Source organism: Pseudomonas juntendi, from assembly GCF_009932375.1.
Taxonomy (GTDB): domain Bacteria; phylum Pseudomonadota; class Gammaproteobacteria; order Pseudomonadales; family Pseudomonadaceae; genus Aquipseudomonas; species Aquipseudomonas juntendi.
In genome coordinates, this window is the sequence record NZ_BLJG01000352.1 from 1 (window position 1) to 1,345 (window position 1,345).

Here is a 1,345-nt window from a genome sequence, read left to right on the forward strand (position 1 = left end):
TGGCCGGCAGTTTCGGCGTACTGCCCGCCAGGGCCTGGCGGTAGGCATCGTGCAGGTCTTCCAGCAGCACGCGCCAGGACACGCCATCGACCACCAGGTGGTGGATCACCAGCAGCAGGCGCTGGCCACCGTCTGCCAGCTCGATCAGCACCGCACGCAACAGCGGGCCCTGGGCCAGGTCCAGGCTACGCTGGGCCTCTTCGCAGGTCGCCTCGATTTCCTCGGCGCTGCGCAGTGCGGCACGCCACAGCAACGGCTGGGCCGGTTGCAGCGGACCGTGCTCGGCGCTGCCGTCGGCAAAGCGCAGGCGCAGGGCGTCGTGCTGGGCGTACAGTGCCAGCAGCGCCTGCTCCAATGCGGCGGCATCCACCGTTTCGGTGCCGCGCAGCAACAACGACTGGTTCCAGTGCTGCGGCTCGCTCATGCGCTGGGCGAAGAACCACTGCTGGAACGGCAGCAACGGCATACCCCCGACCTGCGGCCCCTGCTCGGCCTTCACCGCGCCCTCGCCTTCGCGCAGCACCGCTGCCAGGCCGCGCACGGTCTGGTGCTGGAACAGCTCCTTGGGCGTGAAGTGAAGGCCCTGCTGGCGCGCACGTCCGACGACCTGAATCGAGACAATGGAATCGCCTCCAAGCTCGAAGAAGTTGTCGTTCACCCCGACCCGTTCAAGGCGCAGCACATCAGCCCAGACTGCGGCCAGGCGGTGCTCACGCGCATTGGCCGGGGCCTCGTAGACCTTTTGCACAAGGGCAGCATCCACGGCAGGCAAGGCCTTGCGGTCGAGCTTGCCGTTGGGCGACAGCGGCAGGCTGTCCAGTGCCAGCCACTGGTTCGGCACCATGTAGTCCGGCAGGCCGCGGCGCAGGTGCTCGGCCAGTTGTGCCTGCCAATCGGCGGCCTCGCCGGCCAGCACCACATAACCGACCAGCTGCTTGCCGTCCGGCACCGTCACCACGGCTTCACGCACCAGGTCGTGCTCCAGCAGACGCGCCTCGATCTCGCCCAGCTCGATGCGCAGGCCACGCAGCTTGACCTGGTGGTCGATACGCCCGGCGTACTCGATCACCCCATCCGCGCGGTAGCGCGCCAGGTCACCGGTGCGGTACATGCGCTCGCCATTGCCGTATGGGCTCACGGCGAAACGCTCGGCAGTCAGCCCCGGGCGGCGGTGGTAACCGCGCGCCAGGCCTGCGCCGGCCAGGTACAGCTCGCCCAGCACCCCCACCGGCACCGGTTGCAGCTCGGCATCGAGGATGTAGCAGGCCAGGTTGGCGATCGGCGCGCCGATCGGCACGCTGTCCCGCCCCTCCTCGCGGCAGGTCCAGTGGGTCACGTCGATGGC

1 protein-coding gene is annotated in these 1,345 nt (G+C 69.1%); it reads right to left on the bottom strand.

All coding sequences use genetic code 11. From position 1 onward, the window contains the following. Nucleotides 1–1,345 (bottom strand): condensation domain-containing protein (locus tag GYA94_RS25860; protein ID WP_161893379.1); only part of this gene is annotated, 1,345 nt, incomplete at both ends.